This is a genomic window from Actinoalloteichus hoggarensis, from assembly GCF_002234535.1.
GTDB lineage: Bacteria > Actinomycetota > Actinomycetes > Mycobacteriales > Pseudonocardiaceae > Actinoalloteichus_A > Actinoalloteichus_A hoggarensis.
The window spans coordinates 1,893,199-1,918,050 of sequence record NZ_CP022521.1 but is presented as its reverse complement, the minus strand read 5'-3'; the positions used below and the strand labels follow the sequence as shown (position 1 = coordinate 1,918,050).

Genomic DNA, 24,852 nt, shown 5'->3' with positions numbered 1-24,852 from the left:
ACGGCGGCCGGTGACCGGGCGGGCACGGTCGGGAAAGTCACCGATCGGCCGGCGGCGACGCGCCGACGCGACGCGGAGGACGGCACGACACCGGGGCCTGCGTCGATCAGGCAGGCAGGGCGGGGTCAGGCCACGGGCACCGCCCCCGACACCGCGGGCGGCAGGAGCCGATCGCCGCCGATTCACGTGCCGCCCGGTGGCCGAGGCGCCGGCGGCCGGGCCGGTCATCAAGGCAGCTTTCCGCGGGACGGCAGTCGGAGCGGAGGGCTGACGAGAAACCGATCCGACGTCGGGACGCCCGGAGCCGATACGACACCCGAGTCGGCACGGGCGGGTCGCGGCGGACCAGCCACACGGCGTACCCGGCACACGGCGTTGCGGGACCGCACTGCCGGTCCCAGGTCACGGCGGTCCAGGTCGGCGGCGGTCCAGGTCGCGGCGGTCCAGGTCACGGCGGTGCCAGGAGACGGCCGTACCGGGGCCACAGCCATACCGGGCCACGCGGTACCAGGAGACGGCGGCGCCGGTGAAAGCACGGCACCGCGAGAACACCGGTGGGCGCCGACGACGCGGCGATCAGAGCCGGTACCGGCGCTCGGGCGGCACCGGAGCGATCCGATGCCCGATGACACCGTGCGGGCCTGCTCGCCTCAGACCAGCACGGTGCCGAATCTGCCGACGGTCTGGAAGCCGATTCGCTCGTAGACCCGTCGCGCGACATGGTTGTACCCGTTGACGTACAGGCTGGCCGTCCGGCCCAGCCGGTTCACCAGGTGATCGACGACCGCCGCGGTGCCGTGGGCGCCCAGTCCCCGGCCGCGATGGTCCGGGTGCACCCACACACCCTGGATCTGCCCGACCCGGGACGACAGGGCGCCGATCTCGGCCTTGAACACGACCTCGTCGCCGTCGAAGCGGGCGAACGCCCGCCCGCCCGCCACCAGTTCGACCACCCGCGCCCGGTAGGAGGCACCGCCGTCCTCCGACCGAGGGTCGATGCCGACCTCCTCGATGAACATCGCGATCGCGGCAGGCAGGTAACGCTCCAGATCGTCCGGCCGCACCCGACGTACCAGCGGATCGGGACTCAGTCGCGGTGACGTCGGGAGGGCGAGCAACGGCTGATCCGGGCGGATGTCCCTCGCGGGTCCCCAGATCGGCTCCAGCTCCCGCCACAGGCCCAAGACCTGTTCCGCGGGACCGACCAGCGACGAGCAGAACCGACGGCGGCGCAGCGCCCGATCGGCGAAGGCGCGCAACGCCGCTCGACCGCCGCGCAGCGGAATGAGATTGGCTCCCGAGAAGCAGAGGCCGCTGAGCCGGGAACCCACTCCCCACAGCTCCCCGCCGAGGCGCCAGGGATCGAGGCCCGTGGCCTCCACCCTGGCCGCGACCATGCACGCCGCGACCGGATCGACGGTGATCGCCGACCGGATCGCGACCTCGTCTCGTTCGTCGAGCAGCCGAGCACCGGCAAGCCTCAACACGCCGTCAAGACTGCCAGAGACCACCCGTCACCCGCCCAGGCGGGTAGGCGCCGGTGATCTCCGCCAGCCGTCGATCGAAAGCTCAGCCGACCGTCACGCTGGGCTCGCCGGTCACGTCCTCCATCGTCTCGGCGATACGCATCGCCTCCTCGATCAAGGTCTCGACGATCTGGTGCTCCGGCACGGTCTTGATGACCTTGCCCTTGACGAAGATCTGGCCCTTGCCGTTGCCGGAGGCGACCCCGAGGTCGGCCTCCCTGGCCTCGCCGGGCCCGTTGACGACGCAGCCCATCACGGCGACGCGCAGGGGGACCTCCATGCCCTCCAGCCCCGCGGTGACCTCCTCGGCCAGGGTGTAGACGTCGACCTGCGCCCGACCGCACGACGGGCAGGAGACGATCTCCAGCTTGCGGGGCCGCAGATTCAGCGACTGAAGGATCTGCGTGCCGACCTTGATCTCCTCGACCGGCGGCGCGGAGAGCGACACGCGGATGGTGTCGCCGATGCCCTGCCGCAGCAGGGCGCCGAAGGCCACCGCCGACTTGATGGTGCCCTGGAAGGCAGGCCCCGCCTCGGTCACGCCGAGGTGCAGCGGGTAGTCACACGCCTCCGACAGCAGCTCGTACGCCCGGACCATCACGACCGGATCGTTGTGCTTGACCGAGATCTTGATGTCGTGGAAGTCGTGCTCGGCGAACAGGCTCGCCTCCCACAACGCCGACTCGACCAGCGCCTCCGGCGTGGCCTTGCCGTGCTTGGCCAGGAGCCGAGGGTCCAGCGAGCCCGCGTTCACACCGATCCTGATCGGCGTGCGGTGCTCCTTGGCCGCCTGGGCGATCTCCTTGACCTTGTCGTCGAACTTCTTGATGTTGCCCGGGTTCACCCGCACGGCGGCGCAGCCCGCCTCGATGGCGGCGAACACGTATTTGGGCTGGAAGTGGATGTCGGCGATCACCGGGATCTGCGACTTGCGCGCGATGGCGGGCAGCGCGTCGGCGTCGTCCTGCGTCGGACACGCGACTCGAACGATGTCGCAGCCCGCGGCGGTCAGCTCGGCGATCTGCTGGAGCGTGGCGTTCACGTCCGCGGTCACCGTCGTCGTCATCGACTGCACCGAGATCGGCGCGTCCCCACCGACCTGCACCGTCCCGACCTGCAACGATCGGGTCCTCCGTCGTGGCGCCAACACCGGAGGCGGCGCAGCGGGCATCCCTAGATCGACGCTCATCGAATCCTCTCCGCGATTCGGTCGGTAAGCGACCCGCCCGTGCCGAGCGGGCCGCTGCCAGCCTACTGGGTGAGCCGCAAGGGATTGACGATGTCCGCCGTCAGGGTCAGCAGCACGAAGGCACCGCCGACCACGACCGCCGCATAGGTGATCGGCAGCAGCTTGGTGTAGTCCACCGGGCCGCCGCGGGGCTTGCCCCGCCAGCCCCGCACCATGTCCCGGGCCCGTTCGTAGACGTTGACCGCGATGTGCCCGCCGTCCAGCGGCAGCAGCGGCAGCAGGTTGAACACGCCGACGAAGAAGTTCAGCGTGGCCAGGAGCAGCAGGAACAACTCCCACAGGCCCTGATCGACCGCGTCGCCGCCGATGATGCTGGCTCCGACGACGCTCACCGGGGTGTTCATGTCGCGCTCACCGCCGAAGATGGCGGTGAACAGGGCGGGGATCCGCTCCGGCAGCTCCAGCAGGCGCTGGAAGGTCTCGACGAACATGGTGCCGGTGAAGTCGACGGTGGCAGGCACGGCGGCCAGGCCCTCGTAGTGGAAGGTCGCGGCCTGGCCGAGACCGACGGCCCCCACGGACTCCAGCTCCTCCCCGCCGTCCAGGGGCAGCCGCGCGACGGTGGCGACGTCCACGGTCACCGTCTGCTCCTCGCCACCGCGGACGATGGTGAACTCGGTCGGCCCCTCGGCGTCGCGCGTCTGTTCGAGGACGTCCGTGTAGAGCGGGGTCGCGGTGCCCCCCACGGCGATGATCTCGTCCCCCGGCTGAATGCCCGCGTCGCGGGCGGGCGCCGGGTCGCCGGGCGCGCAGGGCACGAGCTGCCCGGTGGCCGGGTCCTGATCGCTGACGCAATCGCTGATCACACCGACGGAGGCCCGGCCGTCGATGTTGGGCAGCCCCATGCTGAAGGCCATGATCAGCAGGATCAGGAAGCCGAGGACGAAGTGCACCAGCGAGCCGGCCGAGAGCACGATGACCCGCTGCCAGACCGGCTTGTTGTACATCGCCCTGGTCGTCTCGCTCGGGTCGACCTCCTCCAACGCGGTCATTCCCACGATCCGGCAGTAGCCGCCCGCCGGAATGGCCTTGAGCCCGTACTCGGTCTCACCGCGCCGGAAGGAGAAGATCTTCGGGCCGAAACCGACGAAGTACTCGGTCACCTTCATCTTGAAGGCCTTGGCGGCGGCGAGGTGGCCGAACTCGTGCAACGCGATGGAGATGCCGATCCCCAGCGCGAACAGGATGACCCCGATTGCAAAGGCCACGTCGTCAGTCCCTTTCAGCCGAGGCGCCGCCGACGGCGGCACCCAGAAGTTCGCCGGCGCGAGCCCTGGCCCAGTTCTCGGCCGCCGACACGTCGTCGATGTCGGCGGGGTCGGCCCGCCAGCCGTCCGCCTCGCTCAGCACCTCGGTGACAGTGTCCACGATGGCGGTGAAATCGGTGCGACCTCGTAGGAACGCCGCGACCGCCTCCTCGTTGGCGGCGTTGTACACCGCGGGCAGACAGCCGCCCGCCGCGCCCGCCGCCTTCGCCAGCCGCACGGCGGGGAAGGCGACGTCGTCCAACGGCTCGAAGGTCCACGAGCCGGCCTCGTCGAACCGACAGGGCCGCGCCGCACCCGGAACGCGATCGGGCCAGCCGAGCGCCACCGCGATGGGCAGCGTCATGCTGGGCGGACTCGCCTGAGCGAGGGTGGAGCCGTCGACGAAGGTCACCATGGAGTGGACGATCGACTGCGGGTGCACCACCACGTCGATCCGGTCGTAGGGCACGTCGAACAGCAGATGCGCCTCGATGACCTCCAGCCCCTTGTTCACCAGGGTGGCGGAGTTCACGGTGATGACCGGCCCCATCGACCATGTCGGGTGGGCCATCGCCTGTTCGACCGTGACGTCGGCCAGCTCCGCCCGCGTCCGCCCGCGGAACGGGCCGCCCGACGCGGTGACGACCAGGCGGTCCACCTCGTCGGCCCGGCCGCCCCGCAACGCCTGGGCCAGTGCCGAGTGCTCGGAGTCCACCGGCACGAGCTGTCCCGGCTTCGCCGCGCCCACCACGAGCGACCCGCCCGCGATCAAGGACTCCTTGTTCGCCAGCGCCAGCATGGCGCCCGTCCGCAGCGCGGCAAGGGTCGGGGCGAGCCCTCGGGAGCCGTCGATCGCGTTGAGCACCACGTCGGCGGGCGTCGTCTCGATCAACTCGACGGCGGCCCGCGGCCCGGCCAGGATGCGCGGCATCCGGAACTCGCCCCGCGAGTAACCCCGGCGCTGCGCCTCGGCGTAACAGGCGAGCTGAAGGTCCTCCACGGCGGTCCCACGAGCTACCGCCACGGCGTCGACGCCGAACTCCAACGCCTGGGCGGCCAGTGCGGCTGGGTCACCTCCGCCCGCCGCCAGTCCGACGACCCGGAACCGCGCCGGGTCGAGGCGGGCCACTTCGAGCGCCTGGACGCCCACCGAGCCGGTGGAGCCCAGCAGGAGGACGTCACGTCGAGTGGCGGGACCGTCTGAAGTCGCGAAAGCGTGCATCGCCGACATTCTCTTACGACCCTGGTCGAGCCCCGGAATCGGGCGGCCTCAGGCACGGCGACGCACCATCACCATGGTCACGAAGAGGTAACGAGCTGGATGGCGAACGAATTCACACGAATGATGCGCCCCCGTCTGGGTACTCCCCCGTCAGCGGCGCAGACGACGCCTGAAGCATGGGAAGGAGTACACCGATGGGCATCCTCGGTTGGATCGTGCTGGGGCTTCTGGCAGGCGCCATCGCCAAGGCCATCATGCCAGGAAAGGACCCCGGCGGCATCATCATGACGATGATCCTCGGAGTGGTCGGCGCCCTGCTGGGCGGCTGGGTGGGAAGCGCTCTCTTCGGCACCGGCACGGAGGACTTCTTCAGCATCCAGACCTGGATCGTCGCCATTCTCGGCTCGATCGTCCTCCTGGCCATCTATCGCATGGTCGTCGGACGCCGCGGCTCGCCTCGGGCGCACGCCTGAGCCGGTCCACGGCATCCGAAGGGGGCCGCGGTGTCTTCGGACGCCGGCGGCCCCCTTCGTCTGTTCGGCGACGGCGGGATGCCTGCCGTGCCGATGTCCGCGCGATGAGGGGAGGTCGGTGCCGGCCCGACAGGTCGGGATGCCGGGCCGCCCTGCCGTCGCCGCGCGGCGGCGAACCGCACGGCGAGGAGCGTCGACGGCGTCCGAGATCGAGCATGCGTTCCGCCGCACGCCGGGTCAGGCGGGCCGCCGTGGTGGAGTGCCGGTGCGCGATGTCTCGGCAGTCAACCCCCGCGACGGGGCGAGTCGGCGAGGTCGGCTTGATGAGCGGTCGCACGCCGCCCGTCACGAAGCCGAGGCCAGGACGTCCCGCGCGGCCGACCGGCCCGCCCGCCGGGCCCGCACCACGGTCACCAGCACACCAAGCAGCAGCAGCGCCGCCGAGGCGGCCACCATGGCGGTCGACAACGCCACCACCTCGGGGGACACCCCGCGCCTGGCCTGTCCGTAGACGAACACCGGCAACGTCGTCGAGCCGACTCCGGTGAGGTAACCCGAGGTGACGACGTCATCGAAGGACAACACGAAGGCGAAGGCCGCGCCCGCCCCGACGGCGGGCGCGATCAGGGGCAGCGTCACCGTGCGCCAGCGCGTGAGCGGATCGGCGCCCAGGTCGGCGGCGGCCTCCTCGATCCTCGGGTCCAGGCCTGCCAGCCTGGCACGCACCACGACCACGACGTAGCTGAGGGAGAAGGTGACGTGCGCGAGGAGCAGCGCACCGAAGCCGAGCGGAATACCCATCAGTTGCACGCAGAAGGCCAGCAGGCTCACGCCCAGCACCACCTCGGGGACCACCAGTGGCAGGGCCAGCAACGTCGTCCATAGACCCCGCCCCCGGAACGCCCGACGCAGCCCGAAGGCCGCCAGCGTCCCGATCACGGTGGCGATCACCGCGCTCGCCGCCGCCAGCCGCAACGACAGCAGCAGCGCCGACACCACCCGCTCGTCGTTCGCCAGCTCCGCATACCAACGCAGCGAGAAACCGGTGAGGGTGCTCAGCGTTCGCGAGTCGTTGAACGAGACGAGCGCCAGCCACAGGATCGGCGCATAAAGGAAGACGTAGACCGCCGCCGCCGCCGTACCGAGCCGCCAGGGCCGCCGGACGCCTCGGCGCGGGCCGGTTCCACGCCGAGCCGTGCGCCGGGCCGCCGGGCGGGCCTGCTCGGCGCCATGGTGTTCGCCGCCACTCCGACCGGCGCTCGTCCGCTCGACACCCCCGCCCCCGGCGCCCCCGTCGCCCCGTCGGCGGCTGGCGCGTCGCGACGACACGTTCACAGGACGTCCTCTCCCCGGCGCCCACGCGCCAGCAGGGCGACGACCACCAGGACCAGCAGCAGCACCGCCATCGCCGAACCCAGCGGCCAGTTGTTCCCGCCGCCGAACTGATCGTCGACGACGCTGCCGAAGGTGGTCTGATCGACACCGCCGAGCAGACTCGGCGTCACGAAATCACCTGCCGCGGGCACCAGGACCAGCAGTGAACCCGCGAGGATCCCCGGCAGGACCCCGGGCAGCACGACGCGGAAGAAGGTCGCCAGCCTGCCGTGCCCCAGGTCGTACGAGGCCTCGACGAGCTGGTGATCGAAACGCACACAGGCCACGTACAACGGCAGCACCATGAACGGCAGGAACCCATAGGTCAGGCCCAGCACCACCGCCGTGTCGGTGAGCAGGAAGCCGCCGTCCCGCCCGAGACCCACGACGGAGAGCAGCCTGTTGATCGGTCCGTCGCCGTCGAGCAGCGCCTTCCACGCATAGACCCGGGCCAGGTAGCTCGCCCAGAACGGGATCAGCACCAGTGCGAGCAGCACCGTACGGAACCGGCCGCCGTGCCGGGCGATGAACCACGCCAGCGGAAACGCCAACAACAGGCATGCCAGCGTGGTCACGGTCGCATAGACCAGGGTGCGCCAGAAGATCGGCAGGAACGCCGGATCGAGCGCCGTTCGATACGGCAGCGTCGTCCACGGCAGCACGGCCCTCGCCGCGCCGGTGTCCCTGGTCGCGAAACTGAACTGCACCACGAGGGCCAGCGGAACCAGCAGGAACAGGACCAGCCACACCGTCGCGGGCCCGAGTTGACCCGCCGCCGCCAGCCCGGACGAGAACCCACGCCGCGCAGGCCGCCCGCTCACCCCGTCTTCACCCTGGTCCAGGCGTCCGCGTAGCGGGCCTCCACCTCCGGTCCGAGATCAGCGGTGAACGGGAGCCTCGCCAGCTCGTCCTCGGGCGGATAGACCAACGGGTCGTTCCGCAGCGCCTCGTCGATCAGCGGCAGAGCGGCGTCGTTGGGACTGCCGTACTGCACGGCCTCGGCCAGCCGCGCCCCCACCTCCGGCCGCAGGATGTGATCGATGAACCGGTGGGCGTTCTCGGCATGCGGCGCGTCCTTCGGAATGCACAGCACGTCGACCCAGGACAGACCGCCTTCCTCCGGGATCACATAGACCAGGTCCGGATTGACCTCCTGAGCCTGGAACACGTCCCCGGAATAGGCCTGGGCCAGCGGCGCCTGGCCGGAGGACAGCGGCTCGATGACGTCCGAGGTGATCTGACCGAGTCCGCTCTTGAGTTCGAGCAGGAAGTCGACCGCCTCGTCCAGCTCGGCGGGGTCGGTGGAGTTGGGATCGTGTCCCAAGGCCAGCATCCCGAGCGCCAGACCGTCGCGTGCCTCGTCGAGCAGGATGCTGCGCCCCTGCGCCGACGGCAGGTCGAAGGCGGACAGACTCGTCACCTCCGTATCCAGCCGGGCGGGCGAGTAGGCCAGCCCCGTCGTGCCCCAGGCCCACGGCACGGAGAACCGGTTTCCCGAGTCGTAGTCCGCCGTACGGAATCGACTTCCGAGGTTGTCGAGGTTGGTCAACAGGTCGTGATCGAGGGGACGCAGCAGGTCCGAACGCAGGAACCGGCGAAGGAAGTTGTCGGTCGGGACCACCAGGTCGTACCCCGCCGCTCCGGACGCGATCTTGGCCTCCAGCTCGTCGTTGGAGCTGAAGTTGTCGTAGACGACGCGGATGCCGGTCTCCTCCTGGAAACCGGGAATGGTGTCCTCGTCGATGTAGTCGGTCCAGTTGTAGAAGTTGAGCACCGGCTCGTCGACGTCGTTACGCGCAGGCGACCCGTCCGGCGCGGCGGAGTCGGCGGTCGGCGGCGCGGCGCCCACCCCGCAGGCAGCCGCGCCCTGCGCGGCCAGCGCGAAGAAGGCCATCGATCGCAGCATCGACCGACGGGACAGGCGCGGGCTGCTCCCGTCCCACAGTCGTGCGATACGCACCGCCGGTCGTCCGTCCTGCTCGGATGCCATGTCGCATCCACCTCCCTCACCCGTGTCTGGTCCCAGGCCGTGCCCGGTCGCCCCGTCCGTCCTTCGACTCGACGAGGGATCTGCTCGAGAAGTGCGCTCGCGCGGTGCCGCCGCGCGAGCGCGTGCCGGTCACCGTCGTAGTCGCTGCCGTGATCGGTGCCACGACGTCTCCACGACGCGGGCAGGCCCGGCCGAGGACCGCGGGTCCGCCTGCGTCGTGCCCATGTGCCTCGCGCGCCCGGCGAACCACGACCTCCGGACCGTGGTCATGACCCCGCCTGTGCCGGGCCATGGCCGTCGAGGTCCGCGTCCTCCGCCAGCAACACGCTGTGTTCCGGCTCCCAGGCCAGTAGAACCGGCTGTCCCGGTCCGCCCGCGTCGCTGATCCGCCGGGTGTTCTGCACGAACGCCACGAGGGTGCTGCCGCCCGCCGCGGGAACCTGCACCAGGTACTGGGTGGACACGCCGGTATAGACGATGTCGACCACGGTGCCCGGCAGCAGGCACCAGCCGGCGGGCGGCGCGACCGCTCCGTCGACGTCGTAGACGTGCACCTTCTCCGGCCGGACCGTCAGCGTCACTCGACTGCCCGGCCGAGCCGTCGCCTCGGCAGGCAGCGCCGCACGCAGCCGGGCGCCCGCCCCCACCGCCAGCTCCAGCAGGTTCGCTGCCGCGTCATGACCGACGACCTCGCTGTCCAGGATGTTGGTCGTCCCTGTCGCCGAAGAACGTAGGAAGCTCGCGACGAATCGGGTGGCAGGCCGCTCGTAGACGTCCTCCGGGTACCCGACCTGCCGGATACGCCCGCCGGCGAGCACGGCCAGCCGATGCGAGAGGACCAGGGCCTCCTCCTGATCGTGGGTGATGTAGAGGAACGTCGTGCCCACCTCGCGTTGAATCCGCATCAACTCGACCTGCATCCGACCGCGAAGCTGCGCGTCCAGCGCGCCGAGCGGCTCGTCGAGGAGCAGCACCCTCGGTCGCGCGGCCAACGCCCTGGCCACCGCGACCCGCTGCTGCTGTCCTCCCGAGAGCTGGTGCGGCCTGCGTCGGGCGAAGCCGGACAACTGGACGAGCTCCAGATGTTCGCCGACCCGACGTCGCAGCTCGCCGCCTCGCAACCCCTTACGCCGCAGTGCGTAGGCCACGTTGTTCCACACGTCCAGGTGGGGGAACAACGCATACGACTGGAAGACGGTGTTGACGTCGCGTCGATACGGCGGCACTCCGACCATGTCGACGCCGTCGAGCTCGATGCTTCCACGTTCCGGATCGGCGAAGCCGGCGATCATGCGCAACAACGTCGTCTTGCCGCTTCCGGAGGGGCCGAGAATCGAGAAGAACTCCCCCTCGTGCACCCGCAGCGAGAGGTCGTCGAGCACGACCTGGTCCCCATAACTCCTGGTGACTCCGGACAGCGCGACCGCGACGGGGGCATAGGTGTCGGGTGTGCGCTGTTCTCGAGGATGGAACTCCGCCGACTCGTCGGTCACAGGCACACACCTCGGCAGGGACAGCGGGGGACTGGGGCCGTCGTGGTCGGGTCATCGCCCGGTCGACGCGCCGCAGCCTAGACGAGGCTCGGCTGCACGAAGTCAGCGGCGGACACCCAGGCTGATCGGGGCCGCGACGCCCCCGTATGCGACGATACGTGGGCAACCTACTCGATCGTGTTCGTGGTGGAGGGAACGTGGCCGCTCGTTCTGCAAGGTCTTCGTCGGCAGTGGAGAAGCGTCCCGCCACGACCGTCGACCCCCATGAGGAGCCCTCGGCCGAATGGGGCTGGCACGGCGGCTTCCCCGTCGGCACGCGAGTGGCGGGCTGGGTGGGTGCGCTCTCCGTGTTCGCCATGCTGATCGGCAACCACGAGGGCCGCACCGAGGACCTCTGGCTGATCTTCCTCGGTGCGGGCATGGTCGCCACGCTGATCTGGGACCAGGTGCGCCGCCGGACGTCGTGGCGGAACTGACCCGACACGGGTGACAAGCGTCGCAATACGGTCACTATGCGCAGTGGATGTCACGATCGGCATCCACCAAAGAGTGGCTCAAGCCACCATCGAGCCCATGACCAGCAGATCTTGCGACTCACGCTTGCGTCTTCGCGTCGTCCTCTGTTGACTTTTCGCGTGCACTTCGGACCCCGACTCGCGCCCCGTGCCCGAGTCGGCGTCTCGGGCCGACGATGCCCCGCCGCGCACAGTCCCGTCCCGGCTCATCGGGTCGGCAGCTCCCTCGCGACGGTCACCCGCCGGGTGATGTACCGCAGACCGCATCTCCACGACGTCACACGGCACCGCGACGTCGACGGCGACCTGCTCTCGACCATCGCGACGGAAGCTCGGCCGATCCGGCACAGCGATGGAGAACGATCATGAGAGTCACCGACGAGCTGCTCAGGAACAACAAGGCCTATAGCGAGTCCTTCGGCCTCAAGCTGCCGTTGCCGCCCGCCCTGAAACTCACCGTGGTCGCCTGCATGGACTCCAGGCTCGACGTGTTCGAGATGCTGGGCCTCCGGCTGGGCGACGCCCACATCATCCGCAACGCGGGCGGCGTCATCACCGACGACATGATCCGCTCCCTGGTGATCAGCCAACGGATGCTGGGCACCGAGGAGATCATCCTCATTCACCACACAGACTGCGGAATGCTCACGTTCAGCGATGACGAGCTGAAGTCCGAGATCCTCGCGGAGACCGGTATCAAGCCGGAATGGGCCGCCGAGGCCTTCGACGATCTCGACGGCGACGTGCGACAGTCGCTCAAGCGCATCCAGACCAACCCCTTCATTCAGCACAAGAACGTTCGGGGATTCGTCTTCGACGTCGAGACCGGAGCACTGCGCGAGGTCGTGTGACGAGTGCGCCGACCGCCGGATGAGGCCGCCGGAGATCCGCGCGCCCTGCCGCACTCGATCGGGCACGATCGAGTGCGAGCGGGCTCATGCGGCGTCGATGCCCGCGCCCGTCCTGGCCGAGTATCGGGCGCGGCCCACCGCGAGCAGAAGGCCGGCCTGCTCGAGCTGCTCGCGAACACCCACGGCGGGCCCGACAGGACACGACGGCCGTCCGCAGAGACGGCTCGCGGCATCCCTCGGCTCGGCCGGGCCGAGGGCGCGAGAAGCACCACGAGCCCGACGGCCATGGCGAGAACGGCAGACGCGAACAGCGGGTGAAGATCCATGACACGACTATCGAACAGACGTTCTATTTCGGCAAGATATCGATCGAGTGGTGGACGAACTCCGGCGCTCCCATCACCCCGTCGTGTCGCCGGCCGTCGACGTGCCCGAGAACGAGACGAACGGACGGGATGCCTCGCGGCGGCGAGCGGGCCGCTCGCGACGACGATCGAGACAACCGATCGACGAGTCGAAAGACCGCGGCTCCCAGGACGCCAGGCCTGCCGTCGCCCGGCGTCGTCACCTCGGCAGTCGGACCACACCGTCCGCGAAGTGGACCACGCGCCAAGCCCGGACCACTCCGGGCCGGCCGAGGAGGAAGGTCTGAGCTCCGTCGGGCCTGGTCTCGTCGAGCATCACCCGATCGCCACGGATGTGCGGCGCGCCTGGACCGAGTACGGCCCGCTCGGCGGACGCGCGACCGGCGACCCCGCTCGACGATCTCGACGACCGTTCGCCCGAGTCAGCCCTCGGCCGCAAGCTGCCCGCAGGCGGCGGCGATCTCCTGTCCCCTGGTGTCTCGCACCGTGCAGCTGACCCCGCCCTCCTGGACGCGGCGGACGAACTCCCGTTCCACCGGCTTCGGGCTGGCATCCCACTTGCTCCCCGGCGTCGGGTTCAGCGGGATCAGGTTCACGTGCACGAGCTGACCGAGATGGCGGCGCAGCAGCTTCGCCAGCAGGTCGGCCCGCCACGGCTGGTCGTTCACGTCACGGATGAGCGCGTACTCGATGGACACCCGTCTGCCGGTGCGGTCCGCGTAATACCGGGCCGCCTCCAGCACCTCGGCCACCGTCCACCGGGTGTTCACCGGTACCAGCGTGTCCCGCAGCTCGTCATCGGGCGTGTGCAGCGAGACGGCCAGCGTCACCTGGAGGCCCTCGTCGGCGAGCTTGCGGATCGCCGACGCGAGCCCCACGGTCGACACCGTCACCGAGCGCTGAGACAGCCCGAGACCATCCGGAGCCGGGTCGCAGATCCGACGTACCGCGGCGACCACTCGCTTGTAGTTGGCCAACGGCTCACCCATGCCCATGAAGACGACGTTGGACAGCCTGCCCGGGCCGCCGGGCATCATCCCGTCCCGCATCACCGCGGCGGCGGCCCGCACCTGATCGACGATCTCCGCCGTCGACATGTTGCGCTGCAGCCCGCCCTGGCCGGTCGCGCAGAACGGACAGGCCATCCCGCAGCCCGCCTGGCTGGAGATGCACACCGTCGCTCGATCGGTGTAGCGCATCAGGACGCTCTCGACGAGAGTGCCGTCGTGGGCCCGCCACAGCGTCTTCCGGGTGGTGCCCTCGTCGGTGGTCACGTCCCGCACCGGAGTGAACAGCGTGGGCAGCAGCTCGCTGACCAGACGATCCCGACTGGCGGCCGGGATGTCGGTCATCGACTCCGCGTCGGTGCTCAACCGACCGAAGTAGTGGTGGGCCAGCTGGGCGGCCCGGAAGGGCTTCTCCCCCAGCTCCGCCACGGCGGCCTTGCGGTCGGCGGCGGCGAGGTCGGCGAGGTGGCGCGGCGGCAGGCCGCGGCGCGGTGCGTCGAAGACGAGAGGTAGCGCAGTCATGGCGTAATCCAGTGTCCCACGGCTCGCGGCGGGCTCTCACCGCCCCCGACGGCACCGCTCGCGGCAGCACATCACCGTACCGTCGGTCCCGCCGGCGCCCGCACCGCCCGATGCTCTGCACCCCGACCCGTCTCGTCGGCTCCACCCGCTGTCGTCGAACAGCGTCCGACGGGGCGTCCCACGTCACGGAAGCAGCACGGCAGCAGGCCGACGACGGACATGCAACCGGTAGCCGACGGGCAGGGCAAGCCCCGGCGTCTGGGCGATCGCCCGCGCCGCCACCCGCCCCGAGAACTCGATACGCAGAACGGCGGCCAGGCTCTCCCGGTCGTCGAACCGCCACCACGTGTCCACCCGGCGGCAGTCGAAGCCCTCTCCCGCGAAGAAGTCCTCCACCTCGGCAGGCGAGTATCGGGGCAGGTCCGCCCGCATCCAGCTCCCATAGGCGTGCCTGGTGGCGTCCAGATCGATGATCGCGACGGCCCCGCCGGGGCGCAGCACCCGCTCCGCCTCCCGCAGACCGGGCTCACAGCCGGGGCCGAAGAAGTACGCCGTCCTCGCGTGCACGAGGTCGACGCTCTCATCGGGCAGCGGGAGCCGCTGCGCCCCTGCCGCCGACACTCGGACCGAGTCGAGCCCGGCCACCCGGCGGCGTGCCCGACGAACCAGCGGCGGGTGCGGCTCCACGCCGACCACCGACCGCGCGTCACGCGCCAGGATCGGCAGGTGGAAGCCGTCGCCACAACCGACGTCGAGAACGTCGCGCCCGGTCCAGTCGAAGGACTCCCGCAGCGCGTCGAAGAGCACCTGCTCACGGTCCTGAGCCTGGTTCTCCACCTCGTAGACCTTCGGCCAGCGCCAGATGTTCGGGCTCGGCAGCACCTCGGCCGACGGGACCCCGCCCGCCCGCACGGACCAGAAGGCCATCAGGCGACGGGGACGAACCAGTTCAACAGCACCCAGGCGACCATGGCCGACGGCAGCAGCGAGTCCATGCGGTCCATCAGACCCCCGTGACCGGGCAGCAACGTGCCCATGTCCTTGACCCCGATGTCCCGCTTGACCAGCGACTCCAGCAGGTCTCCCAGCGTCGCCGTCGCCACCAGGGCGACGCCGAACAGGGCGCCGTGCCACCACTGGCCGCCCAGCAGCAGGGTGACGACGATCAGACCGGCGGCGACGCCCGCGATCAGCGAGCCCGCGAAGCCCTCCCAGGACTTCTTCGGGCTGATCCGCGGCGCCATCGGATGCCTGCCCAACAGAGCACCGACCGCGTAGCCTCCGGTGTCCGAGCCGATCACCACGAGCATGAAGGCGATCACCCGCAGCACCCCGTCCTCGGGGAGCACCAGCAGCGCGGCGAAGGTCGCGAACAACGGGATGTAGGCGGCCACGAAGATCGAACCCGCGACGTCGCGGAGATAGTTCTCCGAACCGCCCGGCACCCGCCAGAGCAGACAGGCCAGCACGGTCAGCACGAACGCCGTCAGAACGCCGTCCAGGCCGAAGGGCCACGACACCCACAGCATCGCCTGCCCGCCGACCAGCAGCGGAGTCAGGGCGACCTTGATGCCCCGGGCCCGACGGAACGCGGTGGCCGTCTCCACCGTCGACACGGCCACCGCCGCGCCGATCACCACGATGAACAGGTGTCGTGCCCACAGCAGCGACGCCAGGATCGCGGCGCCGAGCAGCAGACCGACCAGCACCGCGGCACCGAGGTTGCGTCCCGTCTTCGACGCAGGCTTCACCGCCGGAACCAGAACGACGTCCTGCGTCGTCGACGCAGAAGGTTCGCGCAGACCGCCGGATTCGATCCCCGGTGCCGCATTCTTCTCACCAGCCACCACCATCGACAGTCCTAAGAGCGCGGCTCGGTCGAGTGTTCGATCAGCACGCCCTAGACCTCCAGCAGTTCGCTTTCCTTATGCTTCACCAGCTCTTCGACGAGGCCGACGTACTTGTCGGTGAGGCTCTGCAGCTCCTTCTCGGCGCGGGTGCCCTCATCCTCCCCCGCATCGCCGTCCTTGACCGCTCGGTCGATCTCGTCCTTCACCTTCCGGCGAATGTTACGGATGGTGACCTTGGACTCCTCGCCCTTGGTCTTCGCCACCTTCACCAGATCCCGCCTGCGCTCCTCGGAGAGCTGCGGGACGATCACGCGGATGATCGTTCCGTCATTGGTGGGATTGACACCGAGGTCGGAGCTGCGGATCGCCTTCTCGATGGCACCCAGCAGGCTGGCGTCGTACGGCTTGACGACGACCTGACGTGCCTCGGGAATGTTGATCCCGGCCACCTGGTTCAACGGCGTCGGAGCGCCGTAGTACTCGACGACGATGCCGTTGAACATGTTCGGAGTCGCCCGACCGGTGCGCACGCTCGCCAGTTCGTCCTTGGCGACGGCCACCGCCTTCTCCATCTTCTCCTCGCCGTCGAGAAGAGACTCGTCGATGTCGATCACGGCTGACTCCTTACTATGCGTAGCGACAGTGGTGGGTCCCGAGTGTCGATCTCAGCACGCTCAGGCCCCCGAGCGCTCGCCAGGGGTGCTGACCAGCGTGCCGATCTTCTCACCACGCACGGCGCGAGCGATGTTTCCCTCATTGAGCAGGTTGAACACCAGGATCGGCATGTTGTTGTCCATGCAGAGGCTGAACGCCGTCGCGTCGGCGACCTTGAGACCGCGCTCCAGCACCTCGCGATGGGTGATGTGGCTGAACATCGTGGCCTGTGGATCACGCTTGGGGTCGGCGGTGTACACCCCGTCGACGGCCTTGCCCATCAGCACGATCTCGGCACCGATCTCCAGGGCGCGCTGCGCGGCGGTGGTGTCGGTCGAGAAGTACGGCATGCCCGCACCCGCACCGAAGATCACCACACGGCCCTTCTCCAGGTGCCGGATCGAACGACGGGGAATGTAGGACTCGGCGACCTGCCCCATGGTGATGGCGGTCTGCACCCGAGTGTCGATGCCCTGCTCCCGTTCCAGGAAGTCCTGCAAGGCCAGGCAGTTCATCACCGTGCCGAGCATCCCCATGTAGTCGGCGCGGGTGCGCTCCATCCCGCGTTGCTGGAGCTCCGCGCCGCGAAAGTAATTGCCGCCCCCGATGACCACGCCGACCTGGACTCCACCACGCACCACCGCGGCGATCTGGGCGGCCACGGTGTGCACGACGTCGGGATCGACGCCCACGGCGCCGCCGCCGAACATCTCACCACCGAGCTTGAGCAGCACTCTTCGGTAGCCGAGTGCCGATTCGCTGCGTTCGGTCAACGGTTCTCCTCCATGAGCCTGATGGACAGCCAGCGCCCTGTCCTCCGCCTCGGTGACGAAGGACAGGGCGCGCGGGTACTTCTCAGGCCTGGCCGACCTCGAAGCGCGCGAAACGCTTCACGGTCATGCCCGCATCGCTGAGCAGCGCCTTGACCTGCTTCTTGGAGTCCTGCACCGAAGGCTGGTCGACGAGGACGACGTCCTTGAAGAAGCCGTTGAGCCTGCCCTCGACGATGCGGGAGAGCGCGGCCTCGGGCTTGTTCTCCTCGCGAGCGGTCTGCTCCGCGATCCGACGCTCGTTCTCGACGAGGTCGGCGGGCACCTCGTCGCGCGTGACGTAGCGGGGAGCCAGCGCGGCGATCTGCATCGCGATGCCCCGGGCGTCCTGCTCGCTGCCGCCCTCGAACTCCACCAGCACGCCCACCGCGGGCGGCAGGTCGGAGGAACGACGGTGCAGATAGACCGACACCGGACCGTCGAAGCAGACCACACGCCGGATCTCGAGCTTCTCGCCGATCTTGGCCGACTGCTCCTGGACCAGCTCGTCGACGGTCTTCCCGTCGGCCGTCGGAGCCGCCTTCAGCGCCGCGACGTCGCCCGTGGAGTTCGCCTTGGCGGCGGCGACGATCTGCGCGGCGAGCGCCTCGAACGCCTCGGTCTTCGCGACGAAGTCCGTCTCACAGTTCAGTTCGAGCAGGACACCGCCGTCGGCGGCGACCAGGCCGTTCGCCGTGACGCGCTCGGCACGCTTGCCGACGTCCTTGGCACCCTTGATGCGCAGGATCTCGACGGCCTTGTCCATGTCGCCGTCGGTCTGCTCCAGGGCCTTCTTGCAGTCCATCATGCCGGAGCCGGTCAGCTCGCGGAGCCGCTTGACATCAGCCGCCGTGTAGTTCGCCATGGTGGGTCGTCAATCCTTACATGTCTGTTGTTGCGCGGCGAAGTCGCGCCAGGGGCAAAGACAGGGCACCGGCCGCACAGCCGAGATGCCCCGATCCCGCACCGCGCGGGCGGGCCCGATGGTGGGCCCGCCCGCGCGGTGTTCGGGAGGTCGTCCGCGGTCCCGGAAGACCTGCGTGATCCTGCTCCGGGGATCGGAGCAGGATCCAGGGCCAGGGCTCAGGCCTGGGCGGGCTGCTCTGTCGCCTCGGCCTGGGACTTCTCGGCGTCGGCGCCCGTGAGCAGTTCCTTCTCCCACTCGGCGAGCGGCTCGTCGGTCGCGCCGGGCTGCGGCTTGTCCTCGCCCTCGGGCGCGGTGTTGTTGCGGCCGGAGCGGGTCATGAGACCCTCCGCGACGCCGTCGGCCACCACGCGGGTGAGCAGGGCGGCGGAGCGGATCGCGTCGTCGTTACCCGGGATGGGGTAGTCGACCTCGTCCGGGTCACAGTTGGTGTCCAGGATCGCGACGACCGGGATACCCAGCTTGCGAGCTTCGCCGACGGCGATGTGCTCCTTCTTGGTGTCCACGATCCAGACCGCGCTGGGCACCTTCGCCATGTCGCGAATACCGCCGAGCGTGCGCGCCAGCTTGTCCTTCTCACGGGTCAGCATCAAGATCTCCTTCTTGGTGCGACCCTGGAAGCCACCGGTCTGCTCCATCGACTCCAGCTCCTTGAGGCGCTGGAGACGCTTGTGCACGGTGGTGAAGTTGGTGAGCATCCCGCCCAGCCAGCGCTGGTTGACGAAGGGCATCCCCACGCGCAGTGCCTGCTCGGAGATCGCCTCCTGGGCCTGCTTCTTCGTGCCGACGAACAGGATCGAACCGCCGTGCGCGACGGTCTCCCTGATGAACTCGAAGGCCCGGTTGATGTAGGACAGCGTCTGCTGCAGGTCGATGATGTAGATGCCGTTGCGCTCGGTGAAGATGTAGCGCTTCATCTTCGGGTTCCACCGACGAGTCTGGTGCCCGAAGTGAACGCCGCTGTCGAGCAGCTGCTTCATGGTGACGACGGCCATAGCCGGTTCCACCTCGTGTGTTCGGCGTGCTGGACTCGGCCCGCACGCACTGTCGGTTGTCGCGACGAGCCGGGTGGCCCGCCGCCCTGGTGCCGCGCGAACCGCCCGGACCCACACGGCGAGAGAACCGCGTCGGGACCACCGGGCGCCCTTGCCTGGTCATCGTCATGATGATCAGGCATGCGTCGGCACTGTGAAGTCGGCCGCGAGACAAACTGGCCGCACCCAGCAGTATACGTCCCTCTCGACGCGACCCCGAGGGCGGCTGAACACGTGGTCGAGGTTGTCCACAACGCCGAGTTGTCCACAGGCCGGCGAGATCGCACTGGCCCCGCGCCAGGCATGGCGGCAGCGTGTGCGGCATGCGCACATCCGCTGCCCGAGGCGTTCGACCCGACCGATGGAGAACCCCGAGGCATGAGGGCGCCCCAGGTCCGGATGGTCCCGGTCCGGGCGGCCTCGTTCCACCAGGCGGTCCCGGTTCGAACAGCCGTGAACCCAGCGGTCCCGGTCCGGACGGACCCGCCCCCAGCGGACCCGACCCGAAGAACGGGCCTGGTCCCAGCGGTCCCGACCCGTGCACCCCGAGCAGTCTCGGCGGGGACGATCGCCGGTCCGGCCGTGCCGGCGGCGACGGCTTCGCCTGCGACGTCGGACCCGACGGCTCCTCCGCCCGCGCCTGCCCCACTCCCGGGCTTCCGCACCGCGGCGGCGACGGCCCACACCGGGACGGCGTCGTCGGCCGTGGTGCGCCGCCCGTCCGTACGGCCCTTCCCCGCCGCGCCTGCCGGGCCTGCTTCGACCGGGCCGGCCCCCGCGGCGACGCCCCACGCCCGACCGACTCCGTCGAACCCGGCACGGCCGACCTCGGTAGGGGCGACACGCGCGGACACGCGGTCTTCGGACCGACCGGCGACCGTGGCGGAGCCGGGGTGTGCCGACACTTCGACGGCATCTCGAGCCTCCGACAGCACTCAGGCCTCGGCAGTCTCCTTCGCCGCAGAAGAATCGGCGAGGCGAGTGGAACCGTGGGCACGAAACGACGCGGACGACGCGGTGCGGGTGAAAGGCGAGGTGGGCGAGATCGACGCGACCGCCTCCAGGGAACTGTCGGCGGCCTTCAACGAGGCCGGCCCGCTCCCGTCAGCTCCGCCCGCGGGGCCACGCCGACAGGGCGCAGGCCGACAAGTCACAGGTCAGCGGGCCACAGGTCGGCAGAGCACAGGTCGACTCGACCCGCAGCACTGGTCCGGCGGGCCGGGCTCACCGGACTCCGGACCGCGGCCGGACTCGCCCGGCCAGCGGGGCTCACCCGATCAGCGGGAATCGGCAGACGTGCCGACCCGGTCGGCTTCGCCAGGCAGGCAGAGTTCGTCGGACCGGTGAGACGTCGGGTGCTCATGGGATTCATGCGGCTCCGAGGTCTCGTGAAGCACGTCGCGTGCGAGTCTCGGCACTCGTGGCGCCCCGGCGGCTCACCCGCCCTGACACCGACCGGGTGCGAGGTCGGCGGCGACGGGCCGCGACACGGCGACGACGACTACGCGGTCGAGTCGAGCACCCACCAGAACTGCGACCGGCGCCGGCATCGACCGGTGGGGCTGATCGGCCTCGCTCGTGTCCTGCTCTCGACCCACCCGGGTGCGTCCCGCACATCGTCGTCGGCCGGCTCGGCGGGACACCGGCGCGCCGACCCAGGCCGGGCGGACCCGGACGCCCGTCGGGCCGCACTCCCTGGTGGCCCGCAGAACGGCTGCGACCCGGATATCACGGCACGGGCCGGACGAACGCAGGTCGCCGACGCAGGTCCACGACGATCACGCAGGCCGACAGGCCGGCCGTCGCGCCGTCGACTCGACACCGGGCAGCCCGGAGTCCCCTCCCGGCGTCACCGGGCGCCGCGACCAGGAATCGGCGGCGCGGTGGTGCTGTCGGTGTTCCTGCTGACCTCCGCGATGGAGGCACCGCCGGCGGCGCCGATGGTGACCGGGCCGACCGGGAGCCAGGACTCTCCAAGGGCGATGTCGGTGCACTTCGTCTCGCCCTTGTCGACCACTCTCACCGTGGTACGCGCATTCGATCCGCCGCCGCACCACTACGGCCCCGGCCACCGAGGCGTCGACCTGGCCGCCGCACCGGGTGAGCCCGTGCGGGCCGCGGGCTCGGGAAGGGTACGGCACGCGGGACCGGTGGCGGGCAGGCCCGTCGTGTCGATCCAGCATGCGGCCGGACTGATCACCTCCTACGAACCCGTCGAGCCGATACTCACGACCGGTGATCCGGTGTCCGCCGGGCAACCGATCGGCACGGTCACGAGCGGGCACCCCGGCTGCACCTCGGAGACATGTCTGCACTGGGGCGCTCGCCGCGACGGCGTCTACATCGATCCGCTGACTCTGCTCGGTCTGCTGCGACTGCGATTGCTGCCGTGGTGAACACCGCCGCGGCGGCGGTCGCGCGTCGCGTGACCGCCACGATGGGAACGCCCAGCGAAGATCAGGAGCTTGATCTCTACGGACGGCCTGTGGTCCCGCGACGCGCGGGATCATCGGCCGGCTGGCTCGGGGGCCTCGGCTTCCGCGTTTCGAGCCTCGGCCCTCCGCTCCCGACTCCGAGTCTCAGCCCCCGGTACTCGCTCCCGGCTCCCAGGTCTCGCGGCCGTCGATCTCGGATCGAGTTCACACTCCCAGGTCTCAGCCCTCGGCTCACCGCTGTCGAGTCCCGGGGCTCGGGCGTCAAGTCCTGGTTCTCGGGGCTCCGGCCTCGGCTCGGGGCTGCGGACTTGGGCTTCCGGCTTCGGGCTCCGGGCTCCGGTTCCGACTTCGGTCCCGGCTTCGGGCTTCGGGCTTCGGGCTTCCGGCTCCGGTTCCAACTTCGGTCCCGGCTTCCGGCTTCGGGCTTCCGACTTCCGGCTTCCGGCTTCCGGCTTCCGGCTTCGAGCTCCGGGCTTCCGGCTCCGAGCTCCGGCCTTCCAGCTCCGAGCTCCGGCCTTCCAGCTCCGAGCTCCGGGCGTCCGGCTTCCGGCTTCCGGCTTCAGCCCTCGCTTTCGGCTCTCCGGCTCTCGGCGCCCGAATTCCCGGCTCCGGGTCGACGCTCAGTGCCGGCTCTCGACCTCAATCCGCAGCGCGTGGGCTCATCGCGGCACCGGAGGCGTCGGCTCGGCAGCACCGTGGCACTCGTTGATCGCCTAGGCCGCCGACGGACACCGCCGGCATGAAGACGACACCGCACGACGCGCCGCACGGTGGCCCGAACAGCCTCACAGTCGCATCGCCCCGGTCGCACGGTGCCACACCGTCCATAGACCCAGGTCGGCGCTCAGGGCCCTTCCCGGCGTTCTGACGCCGAGGTCGACGAGAAACGCCCGTTTCACCAGCGGACGACGGCACCTGCGAACACGTCTCCCAGGACGCAGCATCGTGTCGGGTGATGGGCCCGGTCCGACGGATCGTCCCGGCCGGCGACAGCGGCTCCCATGTCCCGAGGAACCGTCGCCAACGGACGGGGACCCGCGGGCCGCGCCGCAGCGACCCCACCGGCGGGCCCAGGCGAACAGGAGCCGCCCTACGAGGGATTCACCGGTACGACCCGCGCCCCGAAGCCGGCGTCCAGACTCGGGTGGACGATGTTCGCCGAGCCGCCGACGACCACTAGCACCAGCACCGTCGGAGATGCGTGCGGAACGAGGTAGACCGATGGCCTGCTTCGACGGCTCGCCGCAGCCTGGCGCCGTGCCGTCGCGACGATCATCGCGGCTCCAACCCTCTCTCCGGCGCACGATGGCACGGTGATCGTGCCTCGAACGCCGTCGCCGGCCGTCCTCGGCCTCCCGACCGCCGACTCGCCGAAGTCGGACGGGCGGGCGCCCTCACCCCTGTTCGGCGAGTTTGGTCCGCAGACGCAGCACCGCACGGGTGTGCAGCTGGCAGACCCGAGATTCGGTCACGCCCAAGACCCGGCCGATCTCGGCCAACGTGAGGTTCTCGAAGTAGTAGAGGGTCACGACGACGCGATCCCGTTCAGCGAGCTGAGCGATCGCCTCGGCCAGCTGCCGTCTGCTGTCTCGATCAACGAGGTTGGCCACCGGGTCCTCAGCCCGCTCGTCCGGCAGTGTCTCCGCGAGGGAGGCCGTGCCGCGACCTGCCGCGATCAGCTCGTCCAACGCGACGACGCTGGTCAACTGGAGCTGGCCGAACAGATCCCGCAACTCCCCGACGTCGATACCCAGCTCGGTGGCCAGCTCGGGATCGCTGGCGGTGCGCTGCAACCGGCCTTCCAACCGCTCGATCGCCCGCTCCACATCCCGGGCACGGCTGCGGACCGATCGAGGTACCCAGTCCTGGGCCCGTAGATCGTCCAAGATCGCGCCCCGGATGCGTTGCATCGCATAGGTCTCGAACTTCAGCCCGCGTTCCGGCTCGAACTTCTCGATGGCGTCGACGAGACCGAAGATGCCGGACTGGATCAAGTCGGCCACGTCGACGTGGGAGGGAAGCCCCGTACCGACACGACCCGCCACGTATTTGACCAGCGGCGCGTAGTGCAGCACCAGACGATCGCGGGTCGCGCGCAGGCGTTGTCCGCCGTAATCCCGCCACAGGGCGACGATGCCCGCCTCGACATCCGCGCTGCGTTCCGCCGGGTCCGCTCTGGCAGCCGACGGCACGCGCTGTCGTGTACCTGCGGCATCGCGTGTCCGCGGGCCGCCCACCGGAGCTGTCCCTGGTCTACCCGAACCGTTGCCTCTCACGACATCGGTTCCGCTCGCGCGTCGCTCATCCTGGCGCACGGTGGCAGTACGGGAACCTCCCCCGGCATCGTCAGGAACGGGGGTGGGTTCGGTCATGGATCGCCTTCAGCCGTTCGACGGTGACATGGGTGTAGAACTGGGTCGTTGAGAGCGTAGCGTGACCAAGCAACTCCTGAACGCTGCGGAGGTCGGCTCCGCCTTCCAACAGATGCGTCGCCGCTGAGTGCCGGAGCCCGTGCGGACCCGTGTCCGGCACGCCCGGCGCCGCCCGCAACACCTCGTGCACCACACGCCGAACCGATCTCTGGTTGATCCGCCCGCCACGGACACCCAGGAACAACGCCGCAGATGACGCCGAGGTGAGGAGGTGTTCACGGCCGCCGGCCAACCAGGCCTCCAGTGCCCGAGCGGCGGGCAGGCCGAAGGGCACGGCGCGTTCCCGGCCACCCTTGCCCATCACCCGCAACAGGCGTGCCCGTCGATCGACGTCCCCGAGATCCAGGGCACACAGCTCCGCCACCCTTACCCCGGTTGCGTACAGCATCTCCACCACCGCGTGATCACGCAGCGCGACGGGATCGGCTTGTTCGGCCCCGGAAGCCGCAGCGCTGAGGGCGACCTCGGCATCGGCAGGCCGCAGCACCACGGGCAGCCGTCGTCGCGGTGACGGCGCGGACAGCCGGGGACCCGGGTCCTGTGTGATCAACCCCGTCGCCTGTGCCCAGGCCGTCAGGGCCCGCGCCGACGCCGCACGTCTCGCGAGCGTGGCACGACCGGCGCCTGCCCCGTGCTGCACCGCCAGCCATGATCGGAGCGTTCGAACGGTCAGCGCCGTCACATCGGTGCCGCCGCCCGCGGCGACATGGGCGAGCAGACTCGTGACGTCACCGCGATAGGCCCGCACGGTGTGCTCCGACAGGTTTCTCTCCAACCGCAGATGTCTGCTGAAGTCGACACACAATCGTTCGAGATCGACAGGCAACTCGGTCACCATCGATCGTGAGTCCTCACCGGCAGAGTTCCGCGCGGTCGGCT

The 24,852-nt window shown here is 70.0% G+C and carries 21 protein-coding genes; 4 read left to right on the top strand and 17 right to left on the bottom strand.

The window, feature by feature from the left end:
- Nucleotides 1-650 precede the first annotated feature (650 nt).
- The 4 genes from AHOG_RS08520 to dxr all read right to left on the bottom strand — a co-directional run bounded on the left by AHOG_RS08520 (nt 651) and on the right by dxr (nt 5,253).
- Complete coding sequence (locus tag AHOG_RS08520; protein ID WP_093940861.1) at nt 651-1,487, bottom strand: GNAT family N-acetyltransferase; 837 nt, start codon at nt 1,485-1,487, stop codon at nt 651-653.
- Between the two features lie 82 nt (nt 1,488-1,569).
- On the bottom strand, nt 1,570-2,715 hold the full coding sequence (gene ispG / locus AHOG_RS08515; protein WP_093940860.1) for a flavodoxin-dependent (E)-4-hydroxy-3-methylbut-2-enyl-diphosphate synthase: 1,146 nt from the start codon (nt 2,713-2,715) through the stop codon (nt 1,570-1,572).
- Nucleotides 2,716-2,777: 62 nt separating this feature from the next.
- The gene (locus AHOG_RS08510) at nt 2,778-3,983 is read right to left on the bottom strand and encodes a M50 family metallopeptidase (protein ID WP_093940859.1); all 1,206 of its coding nucleotides are present in this window, start codon (nt 3,981-3,983) and stop codon (nt 2,778-2,780) included.
- A gap of 4 nt (nt 3,984-3,987) precedes the next feature.
- Nucleotides 3,988-5,253, bottom strand: a complete 1,266-nt coding sequence (gene dxr / locus AHOG_RS08505; protein ID WP_376700042.1) for a 1-deoxy-D-xylulose-5-phosphate reductoisomerase — start codon at nt 5,251-5,253, stop codon at nt 3,988-3,990.
- Between the two features lie 185 nt (nt 5,254-5,438).
- Between dxr and AHOG_RS08500 the strand changes: the two genes are divergently transcribed.
- Nucleotides 5,439-5,717 carry a GlsB/YeaQ/YmgE family stress response membrane protein gene (locus AHOG_RS08500; RefSeq protein ID WP_093940858.1) on the top strand — a complete coding sequence of 93 codons (279 nt, stop codon included), beginning with the start codon at nt 5,439-5,441 and terminating at the stop codon, nt 5,715-5,717.
- Between the two features lie 345 nt (nt 5,718-6,062).
- Here the strand turns inward: AHOG_RS08500 and AHOG_RS08495 are convergent, their stop codons facing one another.
- The 4 genes from AHOG_RS08495 to AHOG_RS08480 form a co-directional block, all read right to left on the bottom strand.
- Nucleotides 6,063-7,052: an ABC transporter permease gene (locus AHOG_RS08495; protein WP_245856646.1), complete on the bottom strand. Its 990-nt coding sequence runs from the start codon at nt 7,050-7,052 to the stop codon at nt 6,063-6,065.
- Nucleotides 7,049-7,912: an ABC transporter permease gene (locus AHOG_RS08490; RefSeq protein WP_245856645.1), complete on the bottom strand. Its 864-nt coding sequence runs from the start codon at nt 7,910-7,912 to the stop codon at nt 7,049-7,051. Before AHOG_RS08490 ends, AHOG_RS08495 begins: the two co-directional genes overlap by 4 nt.
- Nucleotides 7,909-9,081 carry an ABC transporter substrate-binding protein gene (locus AHOG_RS08485; RefSeq protein ID WP_093940857.1) on the bottom strand — a complete coding sequence of 391 codons (1,173 nt, stop codon included), beginning with the start codon at nt 9,079-9,081 and terminating at the stop codon, nt 7,909-7,911. The genes AHOG_RS08490 and AHOG_RS08485 overlap by 4 nt, the downstream gene beginning before the upstream one ends.
- A 266-nt stretch (nt 9,082-9,347) precedes the next feature.
- Entirely contained in the window at nt 9,348-10,574 is a 1,227-nt protein-coding gene (locus AHOG_RS08480; protein ID WP_093940856.1) for an ABC transporter ATP-binding protein, read from the bottom strand.
- A gap of 230 nt (nt 10,575-10,804) precedes the next feature.
- Between AHOG_RS08480 and AHOG_RS08475 the strand changes: the two genes are divergently transcribed.
- A complete protein-coding gene (locus tag AHOG_RS08475; RefSeq protein WP_245856642.1) occupies nt 10,805-11,050 on the top strand; it encodes a DUF2631 domain-containing protein in 246 nt (81 codons plus the stop codon).
- A gap of 404 nt (nt 11,051-11,454) precedes the next feature.
- Nucleotides 11,455-11,940, top strand: a complete 486-nt coding sequence (locus tag AHOG_RS08465; protein WP_093940853.1) for a beta-class carbonic anhydrase — start codon at nt 11,455-11,457, stop codon at nt 11,938-11,940.
- 787 nt (nt 11,941-12,727) lie between these two features.
- Here the strand turns inward: AHOG_RS08465 and rlmN are convergent.
- The 7 genes from rlmN to rpsB form a co-directional block, all read right to left on the bottom strand.
- Complete coding sequence (gene rlmN / locus AHOG_RS08460) at nt 12,728-13,834, bottom strand: dual-specificity RNA methyltransferase RlmN (RefSeq protein WP_093940852.1); 1,107 nt, start codon at nt 13,832-13,834, stop codon at nt 12,728-12,730.
- A gap of 183 nt (nt 13,835-14,017) precedes the next feature.
- Nucleotides 14,018-14,761 (bottom strand): class I SAM-dependent methyltransferase, encoded by a 744-nt coding sequence (locus AHOG_RS08455; protein ID WP_093940851.1) that lies wholly within the window; start codon nt 14,759-14,761, stop codon nt 14,018-14,020.
- Nucleotides 14,761-15,687 (bottom strand): phosphatidate cytidylyltransferase, encoded by a 927-nt coding sequence (locus AHOG_RS08450; RefSeq protein WP_093940850.1) that lies wholly within the window; start codon nt 15,685-15,687, stop codon nt 14,761-14,763. Before AHOG_RS08450 ends, AHOG_RS08455 begins: the two co-directional genes overlap by 1 nt.
- 47 nt (nt 15,688-15,734) lie before the next feature.
- On the bottom strand, nt 15,735-16,256 hold the full coding sequence (gene frr, locus AHOG_RS08445; protein WP_211290623.1) for a ribosome recycling factor: 522 nt from the start codon (nt 16,254-16,256) through the stop codon (nt 15,735-15,737).
- 102 nt (nt 16,257-16,358) lie between these two features.
- Nucleotides 16,359-17,111: a UMP kinase gene (gene pyrH, locus AHOG_RS08440; RefSeq protein ID WP_093940848.1), complete on the bottom strand. Its 753-nt coding sequence runs from the start codon at nt 17,109-17,111 to the stop codon at nt 16,359-16,361.
- An 82-nt stretch (nt 17,112-17,193) separates the two neighbouring features.
- On the bottom strand, nt 17,194-18,012 hold the full coding sequence (tsf, locus tag AHOG_RS08435; protein ID WP_093940847.1) for a translation elongation factor Ts: 819 nt from the start codon (nt 18,010-18,012) through the stop codon (nt 17,194-17,196).
- A 218-nt stretch (nt 18,013-18,230) separates the two neighbouring features.
- Nucleotides 18,231-19,067 (bottom strand): 30S ribosomal protein S2, encoded by an 837-nt coding sequence (gene rpsB, locus AHOG_RS08430; RefSeq protein WP_093940846.1) that lies wholly within the window; start codon nt 19,065-19,067, stop codon nt 18,231-18,233.
- A 1,922-nt stretch (nt 19,068-20,989) separates the two neighbouring features.
- On the opposite strand from rpsB, the gene AHOG_RS08420 reads away from it, so the two are divergent.
- Nucleotides 20,990-21,502: a murein hydrolase activator EnvC family protein gene (locus tag AHOG_RS08420; RefSeq protein WP_245856640.1), complete on the top strand. Its 513-nt coding sequence runs from the start codon at nt 20,990-20,992 to the stop codon at nt 21,500-21,502.
- Between the two features lie 1,433 nt (nt 21,503-22,935).
- Here the strand turns inward: AHOG_RS08420 and AHOG_RS08415 are convergent.
- Complete coding sequence (locus tag AHOG_RS08415) at nt 22,936-23,913, bottom strand: FliA/WhiG family RNA polymerase sigma factor (RefSeq protein WP_221438505.1); 978 nt, start codon at nt 23,911-23,913, stop codon at nt 22,936-22,938.
- Nucleotides 23,888-24,811, bottom strand: coding sequence for a tyrosine recombinase XerC (locus tag AHOG_RS08410; protein WP_157736718.1), 924 nt, complete (start codon nt 24,809-24,811; stop codon nt 23,888-23,890). Before AHOG_RS08410 ends, AHOG_RS08415 begins: the two co-directional genes overlap by 26 nt.
- Between the last annotated feature and the right edge of the window lie 41 nt (nt 24,812-24,852).